Annotated in this window: 19 protein-coding genes; 4 read left to right on the top strand and 15 right to left on the bottom strand. The window is 63.5% G+C overall.

The window, feature by feature from the left end; all coding sequences use genetic code 11:
* Positions 1-100: 100 nt before the first annotated feature.
* Together AX703_RS12865 and AX703_RS12860 are read right to left on the bottom strand one after the other, a co-directional pair.
* Positions 101-367 carry a hypothetical protein gene (locus AX703_RS12865; protein ID WP_062344561.1) on the bottom strand — a complete coding sequence of 89 codons (267 nt, stop codon included), beginning with the start codon at positions 365-367 and terminating at the stop codon, positions 101-103.
* Between the two features lie 53 nt (positions 368-420).
* Positions 421-993, bottom strand: a complete 573-nt coding sequence (locus AX703_RS12860) for an energy transducer TonB (RefSeq protein WP_197423710.1) — start codon at positions 991-993, stop codon at positions 421-423.
* A gap of 128 nt (positions 994-1,121) precedes the next feature.
* Between AX703_RS12860 and argJ the strand changes: the two genes are divergently transcribed.
* Both argJ and AX703_RS12850 read left to right on the top strand, forming a co-directional pair.
* A complete protein-coding gene (argJ, locus tag AX703_RS12855; protein WP_062344557.1) occupies positions 1,122-2,348 on the top strand; it encodes a bifunctional glutamate N-acetyltransferase/amino-acid acetyltransferase ArgJ in 1,227 nt (408 codons plus the stop codon).
* Between the two features lie 32 nt (positions 2,349-2,380).
* Entirely contained in the window at positions 2,381-3,151 is a 771-nt protein-coding gene (locus tag AX703_RS12850; protein WP_062344584.1) for an inositol monophosphatase family protein, read from the top strand.
* 108 nt (positions 3,152-3,259) lie between these two features.
* Here AX703_RS12850 and trxA read toward each other — a convergent pair whose 3' ends face one another.
* The 8 genes from trxA to ahcY all read right to left on the bottom strand — a co-directional run bounded on the left by trxA (position 3,260) and on the right by ahcY (position 16,142).
* Positions 3,260-3,580 (bottom strand): thioredoxin, encoded by a 321-nt coding sequence (gene trxA / locus AX703_RS12845; protein ID WP_039332242.1) that lies wholly within the window; start codon positions 3,578-3,580, stop codon positions 3,260-3,262.
* 60 nt (positions 3,581-3,640) lie between these two features.
* Complete coding sequence (gene addA, locus AX703_RS12840) at positions 3,641-7,132, bottom strand: double-strand break repair helicase AddA (protein WP_369821018.1); 3,492 nt, start codon at positions 7,130-7,132, stop codon at positions 3,641-3,643.
* Positions 7,129-10,101, bottom strand: coding sequence for a double-strand break repair protein AddB (gene addB / locus AX703_RS12835; protein ID WP_062344554.1), 2,973 nt, complete (start codon positions 10,099-10,101; stop codon positions 7,129-7,131). Before addB ends, addA begins: the two co-directional genes overlap by 4 nt.
* Position 10,102: 1 nt before the next feature.
* Positions 10,103-10,825 (bottom strand): nucleotidyltransferase family protein, encoded by a 723-nt coding sequence (locus tag AX703_RS12830; RefSeq protein WP_062344552.1) that lies wholly within the window; start codon positions 10,823-10,825, stop codon positions 10,103-10,105.
* Positions 10,822-11,805 (bottom strand): aminoglycoside phosphotransferase family protein, encoded by a 984-nt coding sequence (locus AX703_RS12825; RefSeq protein ID WP_062344550.1) that lies wholly within the window; start codon positions 11,803-11,805, stop codon positions 10,822-10,824. Before AX703_RS12825 ends, AX703_RS12830 begins: the two co-directional genes overlap by 4 nt.
* Positions 11,796-12,245 carry a tRNA (adenosine(37)-N6)-threonylcarbamoyltransferase complex ATPase subunit type 1 TsaE gene (gene tsaE / locus AX703_RS12820; protein WP_039332235.1) on the bottom strand — a complete coding sequence of 150 codons (450 nt, stop codon included), beginning with the start codon at positions 12,243-12,245 and terminating at the stop codon, positions 11,796-11,798. The genes AX703_RS12825 and tsaE overlap by 10 nt, the downstream gene beginning before the upstream one ends.
* Positions 12,242-14,590 (bottom strand): PAS domain-containing sensor histidine kinase, encoded by a 2,349-nt coding sequence (locus tag AX703_RS12815; RefSeq protein ID WP_062344548.1) that lies wholly within the window; start codon positions 14,588-14,590, stop codon positions 12,242-12,244. The genes tsaE and AX703_RS12815 overlap by 4 nt, the downstream gene beginning before the upstream one ends.
* Before the next feature lie 142 nt (positions 14,591-14,732).
* Positions 14,733-16,142 (bottom strand): adenosylhomocysteinase, encoded by a 1,410-nt coding sequence (gene ahcY, locus AX703_RS12810; RefSeq protein ID WP_156452045.1) that lies wholly within the window; start codon positions 16,140-16,142, stop codon positions 14,733-14,735.
* Positions 16,143-16,373: 231 nt separating this feature from the next.
* Between ahcY and AX703_RS12805 the strand changes: the two genes are divergently transcribed.
* Entirely contained in the window at positions 16,374-16,853 is a 480-nt protein-coding gene (locus tag AX703_RS12805) for a peroxiredoxin (RefSeq protein ID WP_039332231.1), read from the top strand.
* A 45-nt stretch (positions 16,854-16,898) separates the two neighbouring features.
* On the opposite strand, the gene AX703_RS12800 is transcribed toward AX703_RS12805, so the two are convergent.
* From AX703_RS12800 to AX703_RS12785, 4 genes are all read right to left on the bottom strand, one after another.
* A complete protein-coding gene (locus AX703_RS12800) occupies positions 16,899-17,645 on the bottom strand; it encodes a TorF family putative porin (RefSeq protein WP_062344539.1) in 747 nt (248 codons plus the stop codon).
* Between the two features lie 14 nt (positions 17,646-17,659).
* Positions 17,660-18,109, bottom strand: a complete 450-nt coding sequence (locus tag AX703_RS12795) for a hypothetical protein (protein ID WP_062344537.1) — start codon at positions 18,107-18,109, stop codon at positions 17,660-17,662.
* 110 nt (positions 18,110-18,219) lie between these two features.
* The gene (gene folE, locus AX703_RS12790) at positions 18,220-18,834 is read right to left on the bottom strand and encodes a GTP cyclohydrolase I FolE (protein ID WP_062344535.1); all 615 of its coding nucleotides are present in this window, start codon (positions 18,832-18,834) and stop codon (positions 18,220-18,222) included.
* A 12-nt stretch (positions 18,835-18,846) separates the two neighbouring features.
* Entirely contained in the window at positions 18,847-20,364 is a 1,518-nt protein-coding gene (locus tag AX703_RS12785; RefSeq protein WP_231735521.1) for a phospholipase D-like domain-containing protein, read from the bottom strand.
* 199 nt (positions 20,365-20,563) lie between these two features.
* On the opposite strand from AX703_RS12785, the gene AX703_RS12780 reads away from it, so the two are divergent.
* Positions 20,564-21,250 carry a trans-aconitate 2-methyltransferase gene (locus AX703_RS12780; protein ID WP_062344533.1) on the top strand — a complete coding sequence of 229 codons (687 nt, stop codon included), beginning with the start codon at positions 20,564-20,566 and terminating at the stop codon, positions 21,248-21,250.
* A 27-nt stretch (positions 21,251-21,277) separates the two neighbouring features.
* Here the strand turns inward: AX703_RS12780 and AX703_RS12775 are convergent, their stop codons facing one another.
* Positions 21,278-21,586, bottom strand: coding sequence for a septum formation initiator family protein (locus AX703_RS12775; protein ID WP_062344532.1), 309 nt, complete (start codon positions 21,584-21,586; stop codon positions 21,278-21,280).
* Positions 21,587-21,764: the final 178 nt, after the last annotated feature.

Genomic DNA, 21,764 nt, shown 5'->3' with positions numbered 1-21,764 from the left:
CGGATTTTCCTGTTGAATCTGTGATGTAGTTGGCCATGCGCATCATCGGCGCGCAGCGTCGGACAGTCGTCGTGCCGGTAAGGGTATGCTGTCCGTGGCGCTATTCGCGCGCGCGGTCAGTCAATTCAATGCCGCAAGGCCGGATCAGTGCCGGAGCGGGCAGCCACACCGTCTTGCGGCGGGCATTCGTGCGCTTCTGCGGCACCGCGCCACCGCGGGCCGTGCAACGCTGCTGGCGCTGCTCGACAGAAGTTGAAGCGCCTGTCGCCATGCCTGCTTCGGCCACTTCCGTGCGCGAGACGGCAAGCGCCACCTCCGGCAGGGAAAGACCCGTAATCAGGGCCAAAAGGGCAAGAAGCATGCGCATCGTCGCAACAGATAAGGGCAATTGCCTCGAAGGTCTACATCCACCGAGCAGATTTATTGCGGCTGTGCAACCTCTTCGACTTCTATCGACAATCGCATGCGGACCCGGCGCGTGACCGGCTTGCCGTCGCGGCCGGTGGGGACCAAAAAGCGGTCTTTGGGGTTGCAGGTGTCCTCGGTCGAGAAAGGCACGCTACCGCTCATCTTCTCGACCTTGCAATCATGGGCATGACCGTCAGGGCCGATCACGAAGCTAGCCTCGAATTCTCCGGGGCCGAATTCCATCGGTGCGTCTTCTGGGATCGTCCAGCGTACCGAGTTCGAATAGGTCCCGACGACAGCCTTCCCCTCCGCATCCATGGCAGGGCTGAAACGCGCCCGTGACTGGATCAGGTCGCACGTAGCACTATCAAGCATAGCACTACCGCTGCTCATGGTGACTTCACAGCCGGACGGAACCCCTTCCGTTCCGACCAGAATGCGAAAGCCGACTGTGCCTTCCTGCTCATTCCGCAGGGCTTCGGAGGGATAGTCGCGGGTCGTAACCCACTCGCCCGGGTTTCCCTTTGGCTTAGGCGATCGTGGCTCGGCGGCCCATGCAGTCTGCTGGACGAAGAGAAAGGCCACGCAGGCCAAGATATACCGGATTGAGTTCATCCCCTGAAGCTATAAGGTGAATAGAAAAGCACAAGCCGACAAACCCGCGTTCTGCGCATAACTTGAACCGGAAGCGCCTGCGCGCTAGGCGCATCGCCATGTCTGACGCCGTTTCCCCGCTCGCAACGCCCTTCCCCGCCCTGCCCGCCATTGCAGGCGCAACCCCGCGCATCGCGCGCGCCGGGTACAAGGACTGGGGCCGCTGCGACCTCACCTATGTCGAACTCGCCGAGGGCACGGCGGTTGCGGGCGTCTTCACGCGCAACGTGTGCTGCTCGTCAGAAGTGGAACTTGGTCGGCAGAACGTCCAGCAGGGCAAGGCCCGCGCGCTGGTGGTGAACGCCGGTAACTCCAACGCCTTCACCGGCTATCGCGGCCGCGAGGCGGTCGAGCAGATCATGTCGCAAGTCGCCGCACACCTCGGCTGCGAAAAGGAGCAGGTCTTCGTCTCCTCCACCGGCGTGATCGGCGTGCCGCTGCCCAAGGACAAGGCCCGTGCGGGGATCGAAGCCGCACTCCAGGCCGAAGTCTGCTCATGGGAAGACGCCGCCCGGACCATCGGCACCACGGACACCTTCACCAAGGGCGCGACCGCTTCGGCGATGATCGGCAATACCCGTGTGACGTTCAGTGCAATCATCAAGGGCAGCGGCATGATCGCGCCCGATATGGCAACGATGCTGGGCTATATCTTCACCGATGCCGCCGTCAGCCCGGCATTCCTGCAGGAGTGCCTTTCGGGCGCAAACCGTAGGACGTTTTCATGCATCACTGTCGACAGCGACACCTCGACCAGTGACACCGTGCTCGCCTTCGCCACCGGCAAGGCAGGAAACGCCGAACTGATCAGCTTCGACAGCCCCGGTGCCGATGCCTTCGCCGCCGCGCTTGAACAGGTATGTCGCGAGTTGTCCCACCTCGTCGTCAAGGATGGCGAAGGCGCGCAGAAATTCATCGCCGTCAGCGTTACCGGCGCGGTGTCCGACGAGAGCGCCCGCAAGGTGGGGCTTGCCATCGCCAACTCGCCGCTGGTCAAGACCGCCATCGCAGGCGAGGACGCCAACTGGGGCCGGGTTGTCATGGCCGTGGGCAAGGCTGGCGAACCAGCCGATCGCGACCGCCTCTCGATCGGATTCGGCGGCACTTGGGCAGCGCGTGACGGTCAGCCCTTGGCCGATTACGACGAAGCGCCCGTCGCCGCGCATCTCAAGGGCAGCGAGATTTCGATAGAGGTCGATCTCGGCCTGGGCGAAGGCTCGGCCACGGTCTGGACCTGCGACCTGACGCACGGCTACATTTCGATCAATGCGGATTACCGGTCTTGAGCCGGTCCCTTGACGATGCAGTGGCCGCCCTCATGCGGGACACTGCGGAAAAGACGCTGCTGAAGCACTACCAGCGGCTGGCCATTGAAGAGGTGAGCAACAAGGCCGTCGACGATGTCGTCACCATTGCCGACACCGAAAGCGAAATCATGCTGGCCGAAGGGCTGGCAAGGATCCTGCCCGAGGCGGCGATCGTCGGTGAGGAAGCGGCCCATGCTGATCCGGCAATCTTCGATCGCCTGTCTGACAAGCTGTGCTGGATCATCGACCCGCTCGACGGGACGAACAACTATGCGGTCGGCAAGCCGCCGTTCGGTATCCTGGTTGCCCTGGCGCAGGGCGGCGAAACTGTTGCAGGCTGGATCTACGACCCGCTCTCGGGCCGTCTGTGCACCGCGCATCGCGGCCAGGGCGCTTGGGTCAACGGCGAGAAGCTGACCGCGCAAGGCAGCGGCAATGACACGCCGATTGCCGCGATCTCGCTGGTCTTTGTCGACAAGTCCAAGCGCGCGTCGCTGATGGAGCATATCGCGCCGCACTACACGCTGGTCGATATCCCCCGTTGCGCCGCCGAGCAGTATCCCCGCATAGCTCTTGGCCAGAATGACGTGTCCCTGTTCGAGAAGACACTGGCGTGGGATCATGCCGCAGGCGTGCTTTTCCTGAACGAGGCAGGCGGCAAGGCAGCGCGACCTGACGGTTCGCCCTACCGCGTCGATCGCCATCTTGAGCCGGGCCTGATCGGCGCGGCAAGTCCCAAGCTGTTCGAGGAATTGGCGGAGAGGCTGTCTAAACTGGGCTAGCCCGAAAAACTGCGCCCCCGCGCAGGCGGGGGCCTCAGTCGGTTTACGCTGATCATCCGTAACAACACCGAGGCCCTCGCCTTCGCGAGGGCGCAAGGTGCTTGCGTTTCAAAGAACGCTTTCGAGCCATCCCTTGATCTGGCTCTTCGGCGCAGCACCCAGCTTCTGGGCGACCGGCTGACCGTCCTTGAACAGGATCAGCAGCGGGATCGACTGCACGCCGAACTGGCTGGCCGTATCGGTGTTCTCCATGATGTCGACCTTGGCGATCTCGACCTTGTCGGCCAGTTCCTCGGAAATCTCCTCAAGCGCGGGGGCGATCATCTTGCACGGGCCACACCAATCCGCCCAGAAATCGACGAGGACGGGCTTGCTGCTGCCCAGAACTTCGGAGGCAAAAGTGGCGTCGGAAACGGCCTTGGTCGACATTGCGTGAAACTCCTGTGTGGTTGAGGGCAATCTAGGCACTCGCGCGCGCGGTGCAACAGATCAGCCGGACAAGGATTCCTGAACCCCGGCAAGGCGCAGCTTTTGCGCTGCGATCAGGTCATCGGGAATAACGAACAGTTGCGGCGTGTGGGTATAGAGCAGCGCAGCTTCAACCGGCAGGCCGGGGTGTATTGCTTCAAGCGCGGCAACATAGGCGGCCATCTGGCGGATGTAGGCCGCAGGAATCTCCTCGAGCGAGGCCGGAGGGCGGCGCGCTGTCTTGAAATCCACGATCCGTATGCCCTTGTCCGAGATGACAAGGCGGTCCACCGTGCCGCTCACGACGCGGCCTCCGACGACCGCTGCCAGCGGCACTTCAGCCAGGGAATCCGGGCCGAAGACGTCGTTCCAGCCCGGTTGGTCGATTACCGCGATCGCATCCGCCACCATGGCCCTGTGGTCCGAATTGTCGAAATCGCTCGCCATCCGGGCAAGCCAGGCGAGACCGGCCTCCTGTCGCCGCTCGACCGGAAGTTCCGGAAGACGCTCGATAAGACGATGCAGCAGCGTCCCGCGTCTTGCCGCCAGCATGGCATGAGGACCGGGCGGCGCTGGCGGATCCGGGGCCTCGTCCTCTCCCAGCGATGAAGGTGCAAGCGGGCGCGGCGGGCGAGGTTCGGGGCCGACTGCAGCGCGCAACACCTCCGGGACCTCAATCCGCGCAGAACGTCCGGATCGCTTGGCCGGCTGGCCTTTCAGGCTGGCAGGACCGCCGATCTGCTTGACCGCGCCCCAAAGCGGATCGCTGCGCCAATCGCCCTCGAACAGCGGCTCGAGTTGTGCGTACCAGCTGTCCTCGGGAAGGTCACCTGCCCCCTTCCTGCGCCTTTTGCCCTTCGCCCCTGCAATGAACAGGGCTTCCTCGGCACGCGTCATCGCCACATAGAGCAGACGCCAATGCTCCTCGCGCTCGGCGCGCTTGGCTTCTGCCTCCGCCTCGAGAACAGCGGGTGCCTTCTCCTCCTTTCGTAGCGACGGCAGGGGGACCTTGCGCACGGACCCCAGAACGTCTTCGACAAGCTCAAGACCGCGGGGTGGAGACAGGTCCGGATCATCCGCAGCATCGGCGAGGATCACGATCGGCGCCTGCAGCCCCTTCGATCCGTGCACGGTCATCACCCGCACCAGGCCATCAGCCTTGCCTGCCTCGCGCTTCAGTTCTCCCTCCCCGGCGTCGAACCACTGCAGGAAGCCGATCAGGCTGGGCACATTGGCGCTGGAAAACGCGATCGCTGCGTTGAGCAGTTCGTCGATCGGATCGTTGGCCTCACGCCCGAGGCGTGCGACCAGTCTGCGACGGCCATCCCAAGGCCCCACCAGCAACCAATGCAGCAGCACTTGCGGCGGATCGAAATCGGCCCGGGCAAGCAGGCTGCGCAATTGCTCCATCGTTGCGAAAGTCGCAGGCCCCTCGTTCTGGCGCAGCCAGTCCCACAGCCGCACGCCCTGCCTGCGATAGCCGTGTTCGAGCAGGTCTTCCTGCGACCACCCGATCAGCGGAGAAACCAGCAACGCAGCCAGGTTCAGGTCATCCAGCGGTTGCGCGGCGAAGCGCAGCGCGGCCACCAGGTCCTTCACCGCAAGCGGAGCGCCAAGCCGCAGCCGGTCCACGCCCGCCACTGGCACGCCGCGCGCGTGGAGACGTGCCACGATCAGCCCCGCCAGTTCCTTGCGCTTGCGCACCAGGACCATGACGTCGCCCGCACCGGCATGGCGCTGAGCCTTGCCCAGTGGGAAGCCGCTGTCGATCCACGCCTTCACCTGCAGCGCGATCTGGTCCGCCAGCTTGCGATCAGGGCGCGAGAGCCAGCTTTCGGCGCCCTCGTCTCCCCCTCCCTGGTCGCCCCCGCCACCGTCATCCTCCTCGTCCGGCGCATCATCGCCGACGATCTTCCAGAGGCCGACCGTGCCGGGGATATCCAGACCGACATGGCGCTCGGGCTTGCGATCAAGGCCCAGCCGATCCCACCCCAGATGATCGATGGCACGGTCGACGAATTCGAGGATCGGCCTTGAGGTGCGAAACGATTGGCCCAGCCCGAGTTCGAGCAGCTTGCGGTCCGGGTCGGAGAGGATCTGCGCGACCTGATCGAGTTGCTCCCTGACCCGAAGGCTCGCCTGCGCGAAGTTCTCGGGACTCGTCCCCTGAAAACCGAAGATGGCCTGCTTGTAATCGCCCACCACGAACAGCGTGCGCACGGCAGGCCCACGCTGGCCTTCGCCGGTGAAGAAGTCCGACACCAGCCCTTCGAGCACGATCTCCCACTGCGAGGCATTTGTGTCCTGCGCTTCATCGACAAGGATGTGGTCGAAGCGGCGATCGAGCTTGAAGCGGATCCATTCGGCGCTGGTGCGCTTGGTCAGAAGGTCAGCGGCGGTGCGGATCTGGTCATCGAAATCGATGAAGCCCTCGCGCGCCTTGGCATCGCTCCAGGCCAGGGCAAAACGGCGACCGATGGTAAGCGCTGTCTCGAGCAGGTCGGCAAGATCAAGCTGTGCCTTGCGGGCCTTTACTGCCTCGACGCAGGCAATGACCCGCGCGGCATAGTCGGCATATCCGGGCTGCTTCTTTTCGATGTTCGTGGTCGACTTGGCTTCATCTTTGGCCGTGAGAAACTGGCTCTTCAGCGCGGCAAAGGTGTTCAGGCGCCCTTCCGGGCCCGCGGCGAGCCAGTCGCCAAGGGTGTTCGCGGTTTCGATACCACTCTTGGTGCCCCAGGCGCTGTTCATCTCCATGCAGCGCCGGACGGACTCGCAATCGAACCGATCATCGGCGCACATGGCGGCAAGGCTCTCCGGCCCGTCATCCTCGCCCAGCCCGATCACGCGGTTGATCCGCGGGCGCAGTGGCGGTTGCCATGCGCCCGGCCCTGTCCACAGATCCAGTGCACCGGCGCAACGCAGCAGAAAGGCTTCCACCTGATCCTCGCTCATCCGGCGCGAGAGCGAGGCAAGACCGTCGATCAATGCCTCGTCGCCCTCGATTTCGGCCGAAACCAGCAATTCGGCCAGCACTTGCCGAACCAGCAGTGCCCTGTCGCGGTCCTCCATGGCTCGGCTGCCCGGTCGCAATCCCGCCTCCACGGGAAAAGATGCAAGCAGCCACTGGCAGAAGGCGTGAATGGTCTCGATCCTGAGACCGCCGCCGGGGCAATCGAGCACGGCGGCAAAGCGGCTGCGCGCGCGGGCCACGGTTTCGGGTCCGAACGGCGCGCCAATCGCCTTCAACTGCGCGGCGAGCTCGATCTCGGGAAGACGCACCCAGCTGGCGAGAACCTCGTTGACGCGCGTCGCCATTTCGGCGGCACCCGCCTTGGTGAAAGTCAGGCAAAGGATCTGCTCGGGTTCGACACCCTCCTGCAGAAGCAGGCGCAGAACGCGCGCGGAAAGGACCTGCGTCTTGCCGGTCCCTGCGGACGCAGATAGCCAGACGGTGCGCTGCGGATGGACCGCATGCGCCTGATTGTCCCTGAGGGGATAGACCTTGCTCACCGGCCGCTTTCCTCTTCGCGACCCTGCCATTCGTCGAGACGCATCAGCTGGTCAAAATCACTGTAGCCCGGAAGATCGGGATTGAGCCGCGCCGTGAACGGCTCGCTGCCGAGCAACCAACGCGCAATTGCTTCACGCAGGAAACGCTCGGTTTCGGGCAGGAAGTCTTCAAGCGACAGGCCGGTCTGCCGCGCCGTTTCCTTGACGGGAGATTTCATGTAGCCAAAGCCGCGATCCTTGTTCCGGCCAAGCGACCAGTACTCGAACTTCGTTGGCTCGCCCGAGACGTCTTCCATGCCACCGCCACGGGCGATCATGCCAATGAGGCCAAGCTGAAGGGCGTATCCTTGCGCGACCATCTTGCCCGATGGCGGCGTGCCGGTCTTGTAGTCGACTACGGCCAGCGTTCCGTCGGCCAGCCTGTCGATACGATCTGCACGGCCGTGAATGCGGATGCCGTCAACCATGATCTCGCCCTTGCGCTCGATCGCCAGAACGTCGCGGCCTTCCCCGGCAAGGCGGTCCGTTTCCTCCTCGATCCACAGCAAGGCATCAATCAGGCGCGGCTTCCACATCGCCCGCATGAAGGGGTGCGCGCTCATCTCGTCGAACATGCGTTCGGCAAGCGGCACGAGTTCGCCGGGACGACCGCCGCCATCGTGCCATGCCTTCAGCACATCGTGAACTGCGGTGCCTTTCCAGGCAGGCGTCGGATCGGCATCGACCGGATCCAGGCTACGCAGACCAAGGATCGCCGAGGCATAGAACTGGTACGGATCGCCGCGCAGCCGATCCAGTGCCGTAACAGCAATCGGAACGCGCCGCTGCTCCGCACTGGGCATGGGGTGCGGCCGGGGGTGAGGCTGCTCCGGTTCGGGATCGGCCAACGCTTGGGCTAGGCTGACCGCGCGCGTCTCGCGCCGAAGCTGCTCGCCAAGCATTGCGTGAATTCGCAGCAGGAAGCGCGAAGGAATGACCGGACCGGTTGCATCGCGGTGCGCATGGCTGAGCACGACTTCGGGCGCTCCCAGTGCGGCAGCAAGGTCGTGTGCAGAAAGACCGATGCGGAAATCGGCGCCCGGGATGCCCAGAGCGCGGAGGATGGCAGGTGCCAGCAGCGGGTCAGTCGCCGGGCTGCCTGGCCAGGAGCCTTCAGTCAGGCCAGCGCAGATGACAAGATCGGCGCGGCTCATCCGCGCTTCGAGCAAGCCGTAGATCGCCAGACGCGGATGCCCCCCATAGGGCGGGCGGACGGAGACTTCCTCCATGGCATCGCGCAACAGTGCCGGCAGTTCTTCGGGCGGCAAAAGGCCTGGATGCTCTGAAGCAGCTTCGCGCCAGGTCTCGATGAACTGCGCGAGACAGCGCCCATCGGCCTGCGCCCACAGCCCCTGCCCGCACAGCGCTTCTCCCACTTCGGACAGAGCTATCAGCGCCGCATCCAGCGACGCGTGGCCATCGAGCGACAGCAGCGGAAACAGCAGGTCCTCGACGACCGACCACCAGTCTGCAAGACCCGGATACCGCTTTTCATGTTCCTTCGCCTTGATCCGGATGGCAGCCAGTCCGGGGCCGGGTCGGGGGCCACGCAGGGCCAGATCCAGCTGTCGCACCCGCTCGAGCCATTTCGCCCTGCCCTCGCCTGCGCAGACCAGCGGGTGGCCAAGCAAGGCAAGCAGCGGGACGGGTGCGGCCCGCTCGGCAACGACTTCGGCCAATTGAAGGATCACCCTGCCTGCCGCCGTCTGCGGCAATGGCCGGCCGGCCGTATCGTCCACGCCAATATTCCAGCGGCCAAGATGCGCCACGACCCGCGCCGCCAGACTGCGGTCCGGCGTGATCACCGCCACGCGGCGCTCTGGCTCGTCAAGAGCTTCGCGGACCAACACGGCAATGGCCTGCGCTTCTTCCTCCGGGTTGGCGCTCTCCATCATCCGAACGCCGGAAAGACGGCGCTCCCTCGCCTCGAGCGAAGCCCAAGCAGCACTGGCTTCCGGCGGCAGGAAGAGATTCGAGATTGCGCGGCTGCGTTCCGGCGGCGCGGGCGCAAGACCAGAACGGTGCCACGGCTCAACCTCACCTCGCCCGATCCCCATGCGGTTCAGCAGAAGCTTCAGGTGATACTGCGGATGCGTTACGACATCCCCGCGCTGAAATACCTTGCCGTCAGGTCCGCCTGCAGACCCGAGCGCGTCCCAGACCGATACATCCATCGCAAGATCAAGATCGGGTAAAATTACGCCGCCGTCCGGAAGATCCGCAATCACCCGCAGCAAATTCGCGACCGCAGGCGAGGCCGAGGTTACGCCCGCAGCGATCACGGGATGGGCAGGCGGGGTTTCCCTCCACACCTGCGCCGCGTGGGCCAAAAGCAGATTGCGTCGTTCGGGCGCATCGATCCTGCCCAGCCGCGCCAGTTCGTCCTTCCACTTGAAGAATACGGTGGCGAACAGCTTGGTGCTTTCCCGCCAGTGCTCCGACAGTTCCGACGAGAGGCCAAGGATGCCTTCGTCGAGCATGTCCTCGGGACGCACGCCTTCAACGAGGAGCCGGTCGATGCTTTGTGCTACGCTTCTGGCCTGTCGCAGCAAGGCAGCTTCACCGGGCGCTTCGGCGCCCAGTTCGTCACGGATCAGCGCGGAGAGTTTGAGCAGCCGGTGTACTGGGTCCACGGCATCGGGAATCCCCGCGCCGGCACCGATCGGGTCAAGCAACGGTCCCAGCGTCTCGTCGAGGTCAAGGTCGCCCACCACCGCCATGCGCGGCAGCAACAGTCCCTGCCCGCTTATCCTCACGAAAGCTTCGGTGACCGTGCGGATTGCGCGTTGGCTTGGCAGCAGCAACGTCAGGCGCGCGAGGCCAAACCGATCCTCCCGATAACGAGGGACCAGGCCGGCGACCAAGGCGTCGGCAAAACCCCTGTGCGCCGCGATGGACCAGACACGCGGACGGGTGGAGAACTCGGCCATGTCAGTCGCGCTTCAGCGCAGCCTCGGTTGGGGCGATCATCTGGGGTTCGCCCACTTCATACCACAGTCCCTGGTGGGACAATCCGTAAAGCCGCCCCTCTTCAATGGCCCGTTGCCACAGCACCATCGTTCCGAACGGACCGTCCGGCGCGTCACGGAGCAGGCGGTGCGAAACAATCTGGATGCCGCTGTAAATGAAAGGCGCCACACGACCGGTCCGACGGCGCGATATCCGGCCCAGGGCATCCATGTGGAAATCCCCCTTCCCGCGATAGTTGAACGCCCGCGCATGGGGCACGAGCAGCAGCAACGCATCCATCCTGTCGGCGTCCCAGTGATCCGAAAGGTGGGCAAAGACGTTCCGCGGCCCGTCTAGCCAGATATTGTCGGAGTTGAGGCAGAAGAACGGATCGGTGCCAAGCAAGGGCAATGCCTTGACCATGCCCCCGCCGGTTTCCAGCAACTGTGCCCGCTCGTCAGAAATGGCGATGGCCGGGCTTTTGCGTTGCGCCAGATACGCTTCCATCGCGTCAGCAAGATAATGGACGTTGACCACGGCCCGGGCCACGCCCGCTTCATCAAGCTTGTCCAGCGCATGGTCGATCAAGGGCTTGCCCGCCACCTGCACCAGAGGCTTTGGCCGCGTCGCCGTAAGCGGGCGCATTCTTTTGCCAAGGCCCGCCGAAAGAACCATGGCCACGTCGCTCACAAGAGGCTTGCTCATACCCTAAACGATCCGCCCATGCTGGCCCGCAGGTCTGCCGGAATATTGGCATCGAACCAGGCGGCAACCGGAGCCAGTGCCGGATGCGCGAGATCGCGTTCCAGCAGAGCCCAGACGCGAGGAATGTAGTCAAGGTAGCGCGGTTTACCATCGCGCTTCCAAAGCCGCACGAAGATGCCGACGATCTTGGCATTCCTTTGCGCGCCAAGCCGGGCGTAATCCGCGAGGAAATCGTCGCCTTCGCCGGTCTTCTGCAGGTAATAGTCCAGCATGCTGGCTTCGAGTTCCGGCGAGACATCCCTGCGCGCGTCCTGAAGGAGCGATACCAGATCGTATGCCGGGTGGCCGTTCAAGGCATCCTGAAAGTCCAGCAGCCCCTGTCGATCCAGGCCGTTGAGCAGCATGATGTTCTCGGCGTGATAATCGCGCAGGACAGTGACCCCGGGGCGCTGACGCGGAAGAAGGTGCGACAGGACCTCTTCCCAGGCTGCGTTCCAGCCCCGCCCATCGACATAGAGGGACTGGGTAGGCACGTACCACTCGATGAACAGGCGAGCCTCGCGCTGATACTCGGCCAGCGTATATCCCGTGAAAGGCCCCGCAGGCAGCTTGCGCAGCTGCAGCAGGGCGTCGATGGCATGCCGATAGACTTCTTCCTCATCCTGCGGCCAGGCATCGAGGTATTCGCGCATGCGCACGTCACCGAAATCCTCCAGCAGGACAAAGCCCTGCGCCGGATCCTCGGCGAGGACATGGGGCGCGCGCAGGCCATTTGCATCGAGCCACTTGGCAGCGCGAAGGAACGGCTCGGGATCTTCGTTGGGCGGCGGCGCGTGCATCAGCATCGCATTGCCCGCTGATCGGCGAATACGAAAGTAACGACGGAACGATGCATCGCCAGGCAGTGGCTCGACAGTAGCGCCGATCCAGCCTGCCTTGTTCAGGAAGGCGTCGACGCCCGAAGGAATAGTCAGGTCCATGGTACTCGCTCTATCCAATCGCGCCCCGGCGTTACAATGGCCCGCCTGCCGTTTTCCGTGGATTCCAGCACGATCGAAAGGCATCCGGGCTCATGCGCGAAGCCCCCGGCATTTTCCGGCCATTCAGCGAGCAGCGCCGCGCCTTCGCGATAGTCATCCAGACCGATCTCTTCCGCCTCGGACGGATCGTCCAGACGGTAGAAGTCTGCGTGGACCAGGGGCAGACGCACCGACGGCGGATCATAAAGCTCGATGATGGCAAAGCTGGGACTGGGCACTTCTCCGGCGTGTCCCAGTGCTGCAATGATTGATCGCGCCAAGGTTGTCTTTCCCGCGCCCAGGCCGCCAGAGAGGGCAATCACATCGCCCGGGCGCAGTTTCGCGGCGATCTCGCGGGCGAGAACAGCCGAACTGTCCAGGTCGGGCAACTCGAAGATCACGGCAGCACCACGATGGCGCTGGTGCCAAGGCCGGGCTCGGACACAAGCTCCAGTGTTCCGCCATGCGCTTCCACCAGTTGGCGAACCAGCGGCAGGCCGAGCCCCTGCCGGCGCTCCACCGCCTTGCCTTCGGCATCGAGCTTCAGCCCCTCAAGAGCGCGGGCAAGGACCGCAGGCTCCATGCCGCGGCCATTGTCGGACACGACCACCTGGAGCGGTCCCCCCTTGCTTCGGGAGGCAACGACAAGGATTCTGCCGCCCTCGGGTGTCGCGGCCACCGCATTGTCAACCAGTTGCCCAAAGGCCCGACGCAACCTGCGGGCATCACCGATCACGGTTCCGGCGCTCTTGTCGCCGCGCAGGTCCAAGGCAAGGCCAGCAGCCGCGATCCGCTCTCCACGTTCGTTGACAACTTCGGTCAGCAACGGGAATATCTCCACCGGCTCCTGTTCCAGCGGCAGCGTTCCGGCCTCGCTCTGCGAAAGGTCGAGCACGTTCTCGATCTGCTCCCCAAGCCGCGCGACCGAAGTGAGGATTGCCGAAACATATTCGTCCTGCTGGGGCGTCAGATCCCCGGCGATGCCACTTTGCAGAAGCTCGGCAAAGCCTCCGATCGAAGTGAGGGGCGTGCGGAATTCGTAGCTCATGTTCGCTATGAACCGCGTCTTCACCGCGTCGGCCTCGACCAGCGCCGCATTGCGTTCGAGCAGCGCCGCCTCGGCCTTCTGGCTGTCGGTGATGTCCAGGACCGTGAGCATCCCGTTCCCGTCCGGAAGCGGCACGCCAGCGAGGGCAAAATGGCGTCCATCCGCAAGCGTCAACCGGCCGGAACGCTGCTTGCGCTCCAGCGTCGCAGCCTGGATAACCTGCGCTATCGTGCCGATCTGCGCGGGACGTTTCAGTTGCGTTGCCAGCCTGTTCAGCAGCACGTCGACCCGTGGATGGGTGGTGAGAAACTCCTCCTCAAGCCCCCAATCTGCAGCAAACCTTCGGTTCCACAGCTGCAGCTTGCCGTCAGGTGCAAAAACGGCGAGCGATTCGAACAGATTGTCGAAAGTCGCCGTTCGCGTCCGCAGGAGGGTGTCCCGCGTCGCCGAGAGCTGCAGTTGTTCGGTACGATCCTCGAAGATCATCAACAGCCCGCCATCCGGCATGGGCTGGCCGACCACGCGCAGATGGGTCCCCCCGGAAAGGTGCCAGGATTCCTCGATTGGCACGCGGGCGAGGAACCAGGCCTGCCTTTCGCGGCGCCAATCGGGGAAATCGCGGACTTCCGGCAACCGGCCCGCATCTCGCATCCGGTCAATGACCCGGTCGAACGGCGGTGTGTCCACCACCCAGGCCTTGGGCACACCGAATATGCGCAGGAAAGGCTGGTTTGCGAAGACCAGGTTTCGCTTCTCGTCAAACTGGGCAATGCCCGCCGAGAGCGTATCGAGCATTTCGCGCTGCGCTTCGCGGAAGCGGCGGAACTGGCGGATCAGCTCCTCCATTTCCTCGATGTCGACGACGTATCCGGCGATGCCGTCCTCGCCCAACGGCAGGTCCGTGACGCGCACCGCGCGGCGCTGCCCCTTGATCGTTGCCAGCAGCGAACGCTCGATCGGCACCTTGCGAGACTGCGCCTGGCGGGCAACCTGGGATGCGGAGAGACCATCCACCGGTTCGATCAGTTCGATGCCCTGAGCGATAACCACATCGGCGCTCGCAGCACCAACGGCTTTCACATAGGCGCTGTTGACAAGACGCAGGCGCAGGTCCGGCCCGCGAAACCACATCGGCAAGGGAGCCGCCTCGATCAGGCCCGAAAGCCCGGCAAAATCCGCCCGTGCCGCAGTCGTCTCGCTTCGTAACCGGACCAGCTCTTCCTGGCTTTCCGAGAAGTCGAAAAACCAGACCAAGGCTGCACCACCCGGAGAGATCTGGGGGTCGGCCAGGTGTCCCTGGGCCGAAAGGCTGCGTTTGCCATCCTTGGGCGTGAGCGCCAGCCTGAAGGACGCGCCGGTCTTTTGCGCCTTTCGGACAGCGTCGCTCAATTGCGAAAGCTGCACCTCGTCAAAGCCTGCACCTTCTGCGTCCAGTTCGGTCAGGTAGCCGGGCATCGTCTCGAAGCCGAACCATCCGGCAAGCCGCGCAGGGCCTTCAATCCTGCCATCGGCGCGCACCAGCAATGGCAGGGCGGGCGATTCATCGACCATCCTCGCCAATCGGCGCGCCTGGCGATGCACCGCCTCGCCCTTGCGCGCGCGCGCTCGTGCAACAAGCACCAGCCAGCCTGCCCCTGCGGTCCAGGCGGCAAGCAGCAATCCGATCAACACCATGATGGTCTGGTTGAGCAGCGGCATCGTCCTCTCGCTAGGGCCTGCCCCCAAGAATTACAATCCGGCGCACTACAATACTGATGATCCGGTATCACTCATTCCAAGAACCGAAAGGGCGGCGTGGTTTCCCGCGCCGCCCTCTGGTGTTCTGGCTGCTATCGCACGATCAGTAGCGATAGTGGTCCGGCTTGAACGGCCCGGCTTCCGGCACGCCGATGTAATCAGCCTGCTTCTTGCTGAGCTTGGTCAGCTGCACGCCGAGCTTCTCGAGGTGCAGCGCCGCAACCTTCTCGTCGAGGTGCTTGGGCAGCACGTAGACTTCGTTCTTGTAGTTCTCGGCCTTGGTGAAAAGCTCGATCTGGGCCAGCGTCTGGTTGGTGAAGCTGGCGCTCATCACGAAGCTCGGGTGGCCGGTGGCGCAGCCCAGGTTCACCAGGCGACCCTTGGCAAGGATGATGATCTGCTTGCCATCGGGGAATTCGACGAGGTCGGTGCCCGGCTTCACTTCGGTCCAGTTGTAGTTGTCGAGCGCAGCGATCTGAATCTCGCTGTCGAAGTGGCCGATGTTGCAGACGATGGACATCGGCTTCATCGCCTTCATGTGCTCGGCGGTGATTACGTCCTCGTTGCCGGTCGCGGTCACGAAGATGTCGCAGCGCTTGACCGCTTCTTCCATGGTGACAACTTCATAGCCTTCCATCGCCGCCTGCAGTGCGCAGATCGGATCGACTTCGGTGACCATCACGCGAGCGCCGCCCTGGCGCAGCGATGCGGCCGAGCCCTTGCCGACGTCGCCGAAACCGGCAACGCAGGCGACCTTGCCGGCCAGCATCACGTCGGTGGCGCGACGGATGGCGTCGACCAGCGATTCCTTGCAGCCATACAGGTTGTCGAACTTCGACTTGGTAACGCTGTCGTTCACGTTGATCGCCGGGAAAGGCAGCTTGCCGTCCTTGGCGATCTGATACAGGCGGTGGACGCCCGTGGTCGTCTCTTCCGAAACGCCCTTGATGTTCTTGACCGACTGCGTGAGGTAGCCGGGCTTCCTCTTGAGGAAAGCGTTGAGCGCGCGGACGAACTCGATTTCCTCGGCATTCGAAGGCTCGAACAGCTTCTCGCCAGCTTCCACGCGCGCGCCCCACAGGGCGAACATGGTGGCATCACCGCCATCGTCGAGGATCATGTTGGCAGTCTGGTCGTCACCCCAGTCGAAGATCGAACCGACATAGTCCCAGTATTCCGCAAGGGTTTCACCCTTGATTGCGAAGACCGGGATGCCAGCAGCGGCGATGGCAGCCGCAGCATGGTCCTGCGTGGAGAAGATGTTGCAGGTGGCCCAGCGCACTTCGGCGCCCAGCGCGACCAGCGTCTCGATCAGCACGGCAGTCTGGATCGTCATGTGCAGCGATCCGGTGATGCGCGCGCCCTTGAGCGGCTGCGATGCGCCGAATTCCTCGCGCAGGGCCATCAGACCGGGCATTTCGGTTTCGGCGATCTTGATTTCGGCGCGACCGAAGTCGGCAAGGCCGATATCGGCGATCACGTAGTCGTTCTTGGCGTCAAGCACGCTGGCCACGAAGCTTTCTCCTGAAAAATCATCTGCGCGGCAGACCAAGGTACCGGCGCGCTCCTGCAGGGCCCATAGCGTGCCCGCCCCCACTCTGCAAACTTAATATAAAGATGTCTTTATATCGCTATTCGGGATTACCGCACTGCCGGACTGTTGCAGACCACCGCAGCGCGCCTATATCCAACCCGCCATACTCGTCCGGGCCCCCTCGCCCGGCGCAACGAAAGGAAGATGGGGATGACAATCGCTGTTGGAGACAAGCTGCCCGACGTCAAGATCGTCAAGGCGACTGCCGAAGGTCCGGAAGCCGTGCAGTCAGCCGATTACTTCAAGGGCAAGCGCGTGGCGCTGTTCTCCGTCCCCGGTGCCTTCACCCCGACCTGCTCGGCCAAGCACCTCCCCGGCTACGTGGAAAAGGCCGCCGATCTGAAGGCGAAGGGCATCGACGAGATCGCCTGCACCGCCGTCAACGATCCCTTCGTGATGAAGGCCTGGGGCGCCGCTTCGGGATCGAGCGACGTGACCATGCTGGCAGACGGCAACGGTGACCTCGCCGAAGCGCTCGGCCTTACCATGGACGGTTCGGGCTTCGGCCTCGGCAAGCGCGGCCAGCGTTTCTCGATGGTCGTCAACGATGGCGTCGTCGAGCAGCTGTTCGTCGAAGCTCCGGGCGACTTCAAGGTCAGCTCCGCCGAGCACATGATCGAGAACATCTGATCTATCAAAAGGCCCCCGGAAGCGGGGGCCTTTTTCCTTGAGGACTCAGAACGAAAGCCGGACCCTCCCCAGCACCCGGTCACCGGCGTGCTTGAGATCGGCATAGGGCGAAACCGAGACACCCGAAGTGTCGATATCGGTGCCAGCGTAGTCGAGCCCGATCGTGAACGGAAACTGGTTGTATTCCACGCCCAGCCTCCAGTCTGCATAGTCCCCGGCCGGACGCAGCCTTGCCGAGCGAAGATCCTTCGTGTCCCCCGTGGTGTATCCCACTGATGCGGAAAGACTGATCGGCAGCGCCGGCACGCCGAAGTTCGCTGACCCTCTCAGATAGAGATTGTCCCCGCCGATCGCGTCCTGTTTCGGCACATAGAACGCATCGGCCCGCACTTGCAGCGGTCCGATCGAATAACGCGCACCAAGGCCCACTTCCCCGTAGTCGGCACCGATATCCGCGCCGCCGAAGAAATGCCCGATAGCTTCCGTCCGCAGGGTGATCGCCCCGGCTTCCCAATCCTTGCCGATAGCCACGTCGCCGACGACATCGGCATTGGCATGGCGGTCAGACTTGCGCAGCGCCGCCATGCGCACCGAGGCATCGAGCCCGGCAAAGCCGACGCTGGCATCAGCCGAGGCGGAGATTTCCCCATCACTCCAGCTGAGCCCGCGCCGGACTTCGTCCGTGGTTGCCTCCACGCCCACTTCCACCGACTGGGCCAGCGCTTGCGGCGCTTGCACCGAGGCGATCACGCCAAGAACTGCCAGGCCATTCAGAGTGTGGATGCGGGTCATGTACTCATTTCTCCTCAGCCCTCGCGCTGCCTGGCGTGGGCTCCTTCTGCTTCAACGAGGATCACTTCGCGATCCTGCGCAACCATGGCCATCATCGCACTGCGCAAGTCATCTCGGCGCGCCTCGATCACGCGGTCGATGCCATTGCCGCGCTCCGAGCACCAGCCCGGCGACGATCCCGTAAGCACGTCATCGCGCAGCATCGAACGACTTGCCTGCATCTTTGCGCCAACCCGTGCCTGCCGCTCGACCGAAAGCGATACGGACCACCGGCAGCGCAGGGAGGAAGCCCGCCCGGCACCGCCGGCCGAGCCGACCTGCTTCATCTCGACCCTTGTCTTTCCGCTGTAATCGGCTGTGATCGGGCCGGCAGCATGCTCGATGACGGTCGAGTGCTCCATGCCCATCGCCGGAGCGCTGAAGCCCAGCGCAACGGCAAGACCTGCAAAGCCAAGCGTCTTCATGTTGTGTCTCCTGCAAACGTCCCGGCTTTTTTCCGGTGACACAAGCAAGATAGAACCGCGATTGTGTGCAACCAACCGACGGACTTGTAATGTTTCTTTGCTAGGTTGCCTCAATAGCCCATCAGGCTGAGCACTTCCTTGCGGCTTCGCGTATCGTCAAGGAACGTGCCCATCATCCGGCTCGTCACCATTCCAACACCAGGCGTGCGCACGCCGCGCGCGGTCATGCAGGCGTGGCTCGCCTCGATGACCACCGCCACACCATGCGGCTTGAGGTTGTCCCAGATGCACTGCGCGACTTCGGCGGTCAGGCGCTCCTGAATCTGCAGGCGACGCGCAAACCCATGAAGGACCCGCGCCAGCTTGGAGATGCCGACGACCTTGTGCCGCGGCAAATAGGCAATCGCCGCCTTGCCGATGATCGGTGCCATGTGATGCTCGCAATGGCTCTGGAAAGGAATGTCCTTCAGCAGCACGATCTCGTCATAGCCGCCCACTTCCTCGAACTGTCGCGACAGATGGCTCGCCGGGTCCTCGCTATAGCCGAGGCAATATTCCTTCCAGGCACGCGCGACGCGCTTGGGCGTATCAAGCAGTCCCTCGCGTGATGGATCGTCGCCCGACCACCGGATCAGCGTGCGAATAGCGTCCTGAACGTCTTCGGGAACAGGTGGCTTGCCCCGGGCCAGATCGTCGTCTTCATCGGGCCCTACCAGACTGCTCATCACGTTCCTCCGCTACCTTGCAGGCCGTCGCAGGAAGCGACTCCTGAACAGACCCCGGCGATAGAAGGACAGCATTTCCTCCGGACGCTCTGGGTCGAGTACCTCGTTGTCGGCCAGCGCCTTCTCCGCATCGGTAAGGTCGTGCGGCACGAACCGCCCCAGTCTCTTGCCCTCCTGCGGAGCAGCAGCGATGGCCGCAGCCATCGAACCGTGCTGGTCCAGAAGTTCCGCTACCCGGTCCGGCCCGATACCGCAATGCTCGGCCAGGAGGGAAACGCGCAACCGACGGATTGCCTCGCCACAGTGGCCATTGGCAGGCCTTGCACAGTCGATGAACACATCGCACTCGCTGTCCAGGCCCATCGAGCGGTTGTTCAGGTTCGCCGACCCGATCCTCAGGATCTCGTCATCCACGATGGTCAGCTTGGAATGCACATAGATCGGCGTGCCTTTCGCCGTGAAGGGATGCCAGACCGAGAAGCGACCTGCGTGATCGACCTGCTCGATCGCCCGCACCAACCGGATGCGCGCCCCGTCCATCGCGGTCTGCTCCAGCCAGCCATCGGAACTTTGCGGATTGATCAGCACGATCTCGGGAGGATCGGGCTCTTCCATCCGCCTGACGATGGCTTCTGCAATCTTGCGCGATGCAAAATACTGGTTCTCGAAGTAGATGAACTTCTTCGCCCGCGCGATATGCTCGAGAAACAGCGCTTCCACCTCGCGCACCTCGCGTGCTTCGGCAAAGTGTGATCGCGTCCGCGCGATGCCGATCTCGACATTGCGGAATTCAGCCTCCACCGTGGTCGGCCAGGGAGAGGCCCGTTGCGGCTCGCAAGGCTCGAACGGCTTACCCCCGGCCTGTTCCCACCGCTTTCTGCCAAAGGCTCCCAGGACAGCGGCAGCCTCGCCTTCCATCAGCATGGTGCAGTCGTGCCACGGGCCATAGAGCTTGCCTCCGGGCCGTCTGCGCCGCTTGTCGTCGTCGATGTGCTGTCGCGTGTCCCAGCGATCGCCCGCCATGTCGATCCCGCCGCACACGGCAAAGCGATCGTCGATCACCGCAATCTTCTGATGGTGGCTGCACCCCAGGGGATGCGCGCTGTCGAGCTTGAACACGATGCGCGGGTGCCTCCACCAGCGCAACAGATCAAGCATCATCGAGCCACGAAAGACGGCCTTCAAGGCGCCGAAGTTCCACTTGAGAACCCTGACATCGAGTTGCTTGCGACGGTTGGCCAGCCAGACGACAAAGGGGCCAAGCCGCGCCGGCGAAACGCGCCTTCGCGGCAGGTTCCACCATCGCCGGCCGCCGCCGATGATGATCCGCGTATCGAAATCCCATCCAATCAGGAAAATCCGTTGCTGCGCGCGCATCATCGCCTCGCGCATGAGCGCGAAGTAATCTGCAGCATCGATCACCGCATGCGCCCTGTCGGCCATCGCATAGCGCCAGACTGATTCGGATTCCGACTGCATCCGGGCAAGGCCGCCGGCCTGTTGCTCGGTCACGCCTTCGTGTTCAGCCACAAAAACTTACTTCGATTATGGTACCAGCACACACCACCGACATTCCCCTGCATACCGATAGATTGCTATCTTTTTGTCACTAGTAAGGAAAAGTCCGTTTCAGCTTTACCGCAGCGAACTCAACCGCAATCCAGAAGCCATGGCAAGCGGCTCAACCCTGATATCGTCCCTACGCACCGGGCTGCTTGCAGTTCCACAAGTGCGTTCGACGATCGATCGGATCAGGGACCTGGCAGACCCGGATCGCCGCGCCATCGCGCGCATGAAGCGGACCCATTCCAGCGCCATCCTGCAACCTTGGCCGACGACCTGCGAGGATCGCTACCCCGAGATCTTCACGGCGCTCGACGCGCATCTGTGGACCCTCGCCAACCCGCGCATCCTCTCCTTCGGGTGCAGTGATGGCAGCGAAGTCCGCAGCCTGCGGCGGTGGTTCCCCAACGCCCGCATTGTCGGTCTTGACCCCAACCCGGCGATGATCCGGACCGCCCGGGCCCATCTTGCACTGCACCCTGATCCCAACACATCCTACATTGAAGCCGCCGACGTCGGGGTGCTTGAGGGCCAGACGTTCGATGCCATTCTGGCCATGGCGGTGTTTCGACACGGCGCCCTGGAAAGCCAGGCGCCGCGGTCCTGTTCGGCCTTGCTGCCGTTCTCCCGCTTTGCGCAGACGGTTGCCGCGCTGGATCGCCATCTTGCCCCGGGCGGTTGGCTCACGATCTGGAATGCGCACTTCCGCTTCAGCGATACTCCCGTCGCTGCGCGCTATCATGCGCGCTCCCTTCGCTTCACGCGCGCCGATCCGATGACTCTGCTCTACGGACCCGACGATGCGCGCATGGACGGGAGTTACAGTGACGCCATGTTCCAGAAGCGGCGGTAAGCCTCCGCTGCATTGGCGGAGACCCGCTCAATCTTTGAGCTGCATCACCACGTCGTCAGGATGCGTCACGTTGAGATTGCTATGCAGCAATTCGCCGACAAGATCGGGGTCCGCATGGCGAGGATCGAGCAGATCGACACGGTTCTTTATCCGGTCCCGTTCGGCCGTCAGCGACGCGATTTCCTTCTGCCGCTGTTCAAGCACCCGCGCGTTCTCGCCCCAGGCCAGCAGGCCGCTTGGCCCGGCAACGCCGACCGCCGCAAGCACAAGCAGGACGACAAGCGCCATCGACTGCGCAAGGCTGTCTTTCGGGAGAAGTGGGCGACGGTTTTTCATGTCACGACTGAATCACAAATCCTGCGCCGTTTCAAGGACCTTCACCTCCACCCGCATCACAATAAGTAAAACGGCACAGACGAAAATGTCATCTGCCCACCACCACCCCACTACAAACACAATCGTCGCCCCGGGCTTGACCCGGGGCCCCGCTTTTCTTCTGCGCTTCCTGTGAACC

It is taken from the genome of Novosphingobium sp. CCH12-A3, from assembly GCF_001556015.1.
Classification (GTDB): Bacteria; Pseudomonadota; Alphaproteobacteria; order Sphingomonadales; family Sphingomonadaceae; genus Novosphingobium; species Novosphingobium subterraneum.
This window is presented reverse-complemented; position numbering and strand designations above follow the sequence as displayed.

Coding starts and splice junctions, on each gene's coding strand:
- AX703_RS12865 (WP_062344561.1), bottom strand. CDS start 367: ATGCGCATGCTTCTTGCCCTTTTGGCCCTGATTACGGGTCTTTCCCTG.
- argJ (WP_062344557.1), top strand. CDS start 1,122: ATGTCTGACGCCGTTTCCCCGCTCGCAACGCCCTTCCCCGCCCTGCCC.
- AX703_RS12850 (WP_062344584.1), top strand. CDS start 2,381: ATGCGGGACACTGCGGAAAAGACGCTGCTGAAGCACTACCAGCGGCTG.
- trxA (WP_039332242.1), bottom strand. CDS start 3,580: ATGTCGACCAAGGCCGTTTCCGACGCCACTTTTGCCTCCGAAGTTCTG.
- addB (WP_062344554.1), bottom strand. CDS start 10,101: ATGGCCGAGTTCTCCACCCGTCCGCGTGTCTGGTCCATCGCGGCGCAC.
- AX703_RS12830 (WP_062344552.1), bottom strand. CDS start 10,825: ATGAGCAAGCCTCTTGTGAGCGACGTGGCCATGGTTCTTTCGGCGGGC.
- AX703_RS12825 (WP_062344550.1), bottom strand. CDS start 11,805: ATGGACCTGACTATTCCTTCGGGCGTCGACGCCTTCCTGAACAAGGCA.
- AX703_RS12815 (WP_062344548.1), bottom strand. CDS start 14,590: ATGCCGCTGCTCAACCAGACCATCATGGTGTTGATCGGATTGCTGCTT.
- AX703_RS12805 (WP_039332231.1), top strand. CDS start 16,374: ATGACAATCGCTGTTGGAGACAAGCTGCCCGACGTCAAGATCGTCAAG.
- AX703_RS12800 (WP_062344539.1), bottom strand. CDS start 17,645: ATGACCCGCATCCACACTCTGAATGGCCTGGCAGTTCTTGGCGTGATC.
- AX703_RS12795 (WP_062344537.1), bottom strand. CDS start 18,109: ATGAAGACGCTTGGCTTTGCAGGTCTTGCCGTTGCGCTGGGCTTCAGC.
- folE (WP_062344535.1), bottom strand. CDS start 18,834: ATGAGCAGTCTGGTAGGGCCCGATGAAGACGACGATCTGGCCCGGGGC.
- AX703_RS12775 (WP_062344532.1), bottom strand. CDS start 21,586: ATGAAAAACCGTCGCCCACTTCTCCCGAAAGACAGCCTTGCGCAGTCG.